General features: G+C 39.4%; 5 protein-coding genes. 2 read left to right on the forward strand and 3 right to left on the reverse strand.

Annotation, left to right across the window (positions count from 1 at the left end):
• Positions 1-192: 192 nt before the first annotated feature.
• On the forward strand, positions 193-684 hold the full coding sequence (locus ACWYVB_RS23945) for a hypothetical protein (RefSeq protein ID WP_395197105.1): 492 nt from the start codon (positions 193-195) through the stop codon (positions 682-684).
• Between the two features lie 32 nt (positions 685-716).
• On the forward strand, positions 717-1,328 hold the full coding sequence (locus tag ACWYVB_RS23950; protein WP_395197104.1) for a hypothetical protein: 612 nt from the start codon (positions 717-719) through the stop codon (positions 1,326-1,328).
• A gap of 203 nt (positions 1,329-1,531) precedes the next feature.
• Here the strand turns inward: ACWYVB_RS23950 and ACWYVB_RS23955 are convergent, their stop codons facing one another.
• The 3 genes from ACWYVB_RS23955 to ACWYVB_RS23965 all read right to left on the reverse strand — a co-directional run bounded on the left by ACWYVB_RS23955 (position 1,532) and on the right by ACWYVB_RS23965 (position 3,573).
• Positions 1,532-1,738, reverse strand: a complete 207-nt coding sequence (locus ACWYVB_RS23955) for a hypothetical protein (protein WP_457530430.1) — start codon at positions 1,736-1,738, stop codon at positions 1,532-1,534.
• 781 nt (positions 1,739-2,519) lie between these two features.
• Positions 2,520-3,035 carry a GNAT family N-acetyltransferase gene (locus tag ACWYVB_RS23960; protein WP_140388115.1) on the reverse strand — a complete coding sequence of 172 codons (516 nt, stop codon included), beginning with the start codon at positions 3,033-3,035 and terminating at the stop codon, positions 2,520-2,522.
• A 139-nt stretch (positions 3,036-3,174) separates the two neighbouring features.
• Positions 3,175-3,573, reverse strand: coding sequence for an SMI1/KNR4 family protein (locus ACWYVB_RS23965; RefSeq protein ID WP_074190779.1), 399 nt, complete (start codon positions 3,571-3,573; stop codon positions 3,175-3,177).
• Positions 3,574-4,301: the final 728 nt, after the last annotated feature.

Here is a 4,301-nt window from a genome sequence, read left to right on the forward strand (position 1 = left end):
CATAACGCCCTGTTAAGGGGTGAACAACGCAATACCGATGCCGCCGCATACCACCTTAATCACTTAAACCAACGCATGATGAAAATGCCAAGCGTTGCGAATCACTCTTAAACAGATTGTTAGCCTATCATAATCACTTGATTTCCTATGGAAGAAAGATAGCATATGGCAAACTTTAAACGAGCCATATAAATGAGCACATCAATCGATAGTATTTCCATAGCTATGCAAAGCCAAAACCGTTCAAAACGGTTTCTTACACTATCCACATTTTTCTTAATGCTTTACCTTACAATTTCTTACGTCGTCTCTGTCAATGTGAGCCTGCCAGTTGGCGTATTTAGCATATGGAAAGCGTCAATCGTCATTATGATTGCCGGGTTCTTTGTGTATTGGTATTTGCAAATAAAGCCTAGTAGTTTACCTCTCGTTGCAAGGGATGAACATTTCGGTTATGCAAAACCACAACACAAGCTAGTAAAAATTGCAGAGATAAGAGAAGCAATTGAGCTGTACGATCATCACAAACAAGAAGGTGAAAAAAGATACGACCTATTACCTATTATTGAGTACATTGAAAAAAGGTTGAACATTTTCCCACCAAGTCATGAGTTTAGCCCCTACAATGTGGGCAGACTTAACCTCGAATCTGAAGTAAGAAGAAAACTATTTTTTCATCGTTAAATTCTTTAACCAAACAGTTAGAAGCCCAGGTCTTGGAAGAAAAAGAGTTGTCCAAGAATGAACCTAAGAAAGAAATTAAAGATCCAAGGTTCGACACTATCCAGCTGGGACGCAGTTTTACAAATAGAATAAATACTGAAATTGAGCAGTTATCCAGAAGAGCTAATTTATATATAACATTTGGCTCACTCATAACCATCGCCGCAGGTGTCATTTTATTCTATGTTGTCAACGACATTACACAACTTGTCTCAATTAGGGCAGACACAAATAATAATGCTATTTCTAGCACTGATTGGTTTAGTTTAATTAGCCGATTTTCAATAGTGATTTTTGTGGAAATTTTTGCATTTTTCTACTTGCGATTATACAAAGAGATGATGATAAACATTAAATACTACCAGAACGAAATAACAAACATTGAAATGAAGATGTTGGCAATCCATACGATAGATCAACAGAGTCTGACCAATAGTGATACAACAAATTCAATTATAAATTCACTGGCAAACTGCGAAAGAAATTTTGTTATCGATAAAGGTAAAACAACCATTGATATTGAAAGAACTAAAGTCGAGAATAGCTTCACAAACTCAGTTTTTAATAATATCCATAAACTAACGAAATCAATCAAGCAGCCTTAAGCAACAAAGCGTGGAAGTCACCTTTCCACGCTAAACTTTGAATGTAGGCTAACGCCGCATTAAGGGGTGAACAACGCCACCACCTAACCTAAACCCTTGTGCCGTAAACACTAAAACCGATTCAAACTAAAATTGCCATGCGTTGTGAATCCCTCTTGAATGCTTTGTTAGTTGCCAAACCTAAAGCTTTGATTTGAAGTTTATTACCACTTTGCCAACGCCCATTTTTCGTGTTCAAAAGAACCTAAATCAGGCGTAGTTTCAAAGCGCCTCTCACTGAAACCACTTGGAACAAACAGCGCCTTAGAATACAGCCTAACAACACCAAAAAGCTCGTTTGAAAAGACAATATCACAGAGCTGACTCTCAACAAGCGAATCGGCTTCTGAAACGGCAAACCAAAACCACAATAATAAACATCGAACGCAACTTCAGCAAACTTACACCTAAACACAGAATCAGGTAAAAACAGCACAGACCATTACCCCTAAATGCTCCGCTTTAGCTGCGTTTTTCGCCTTGGCAACTAACGCCTTGCTAAGGTGTGAGTAACGCAATACAAAAGCTACCGCACAGCACCTTAATCACCATAAGCCACCGCAAAGTAAAAATGCCACGCGTTACGAATCACTCTTAAGCAATTTGTTAGTACATGCGCTACTTCTATTTATGCGCTCCAAGATATTGAAAAGTGGCATAATATGAAAGACTTTGAACACTGAAGTGAGACGGGCAGCTACAAAACTTAAACTCGGTTAAGAGACGAAAGTTGGCGAGAAGAAAAACACACTGAACTCCCCTACTTTCACTTGCTTCAAATTAGAAAAGGATTCTTTCCTCGTACTTCAACAGCAACACCAAAGAAAGACAATGCTGACTTAGTAAAAGCCACGAAAAAGAAGAAGCACCAAAGAAATAGGCTAAGAGTTAGAAACCGTAAACGGTGAAATCAAAGCGAACACTCCGCATATAGTGCCACCGGAAAGAACGTGAAAGGCACAAACTGAAAGGTGTAAAGACGAACGCCAAAAAAGATAAACACCAAAACTTATGACCTTTGATACTAAACCCGTACTAACGCCGCATTAAGGTGTGAGCGGCGCTTGGCTATACTTGAGCGAAGCGAAACTGCCAAGCGTTGCGAATCACTCTTAAATGCTTTGTTATGCATATTTTCGCACCAAAGTTAAATCAGAGCTCAATTCGATAGTAGCGAACTAAACCTGTTTGCCCTGAAACTTCCTTTTCTGATTGAAGAACACCATTGTTATATTCAATCGCTTTGACCGACCCAATATTTGCTTTATTTACTGTCAACAAAGCACTTTTGATGCCTTGATGTTTTGCTTTAGGTAGAGTTAGTTCTAAGATGAGTTTTGCATAGCCTTTTTGTCTTTGTGATGGCTTTATTCCATAACCAATATGACCACCCAAAACACGTAAACCGTCATTCAACTCATGCCTTAAATTTGAACAGCCGACAACTTGCTCATGTCCGTCAATTAACCAAAATGAACTGTGCGCAACAAAACCATCCGGCATCTGCTCACCTCTAGAGTATGCATTTAGCCTTCCGAGCATAGATGAAAAATCAGCATAATCTTCACCCAACACAAACGGAACAAAAGCTTCATCTCTATCGATAAATTCTCGAATCATTTCGATATATGATTCTTGATATTCTGTGCTTGGAACTACTAATTTCATGCGAACTTTCTCCATATGCATAACGCCGCATTAAGGTGTGAGCAACGCTACCACCTAACCCAAACCATTGCACCGTAAACACAAAACCTAACCTTGAACTAAAGGTGCCAAGCGTTGGGAATCACTCTTAAATGCTTTGTTATGCATTTAGTCGTTCTTCAGGTGAAAAGCTATCGTTCACAAACTTTAAGAATTCACAGCTTATAATTTTCGCTTGTTCCCAACCCAAATCACCAGAATCAACGACATAAAAGCCAGATATAACACCACCTTCAATTCTGGCCACGCAAATATTTCCATTACCATCGAAGCAAATTGGCATTGCGTCAGGCATATCGTGCTTTACCCCATAAATATCTTCGCCGTATATCTCCGACAAAGAAAAGAACTGTAACTCTTTGAAGCCAAAATAGACTATAGGGCCATCGCTAACACTCCACCAATTCAACATACTTTTAGGAAGAGTTATTTGAAATATAGTTTCTAACTTGTGTATTTCTTCCTGATTTGCGCCTGTAGGTCTATCTATAAATTCCATGAAGTACCTCTGATGCATAACGCCCTGCTAAGGGGTGAGCAACGCAATACCAAAGCCGCCGCATACCACCTTAATCACTTACACAAACGCATAGTAAAAATGCCACGCGTTGCGAATCCCTCTTGAGCAGTTTGTTAGGCATCTTGCCACCACAAACTACTTACCCGTTTTGCACCTAATTAACTTCCAAAATGAAAGCATGAAAATAGCCAACGAGAAAACAATATGAAGCGTTGGTATGCTTCTAGACCAGACATCAGACTCTACCAAATGAGAATCAAATTCTTTGCCACACAAATGATGACCTTCAATGGTTGTTTCAATTACAAAAGGAGCCCAGAAATAAGTTACCGACATAGCACCTAACAAAGCAATTGAGGGCATAATGCATATAAATTTTGAACCTCTATTTTCACGAAGAAGTCTGACTATGATGAGAATGAATAGTACTGAGCTATACATTATCGAAGCATAAAAACGTCCGTCATCTCCCTGTGTGCAAGTACCCGAAACTGCACCAAGTGAAGCCAAAACACCATGCAATAGTATCAATATCGAGCTGTACATTTGTAACCTTTGATGCCTAACGCCCTGTTAAGGGGTGAGCAACGCAATACCGAAGCCGCCGCAAACCACCTTAACCACTAAAACCAACGCATAGTAAAAATGCCACGCGTTGCGAATCCCTCTTGAACAGTTTGTTAGGTGCGTAGCCAAAGTTGGTAAAA

This window comes from Vibrio sp. JZG10, from assembly GCF_054064075.1.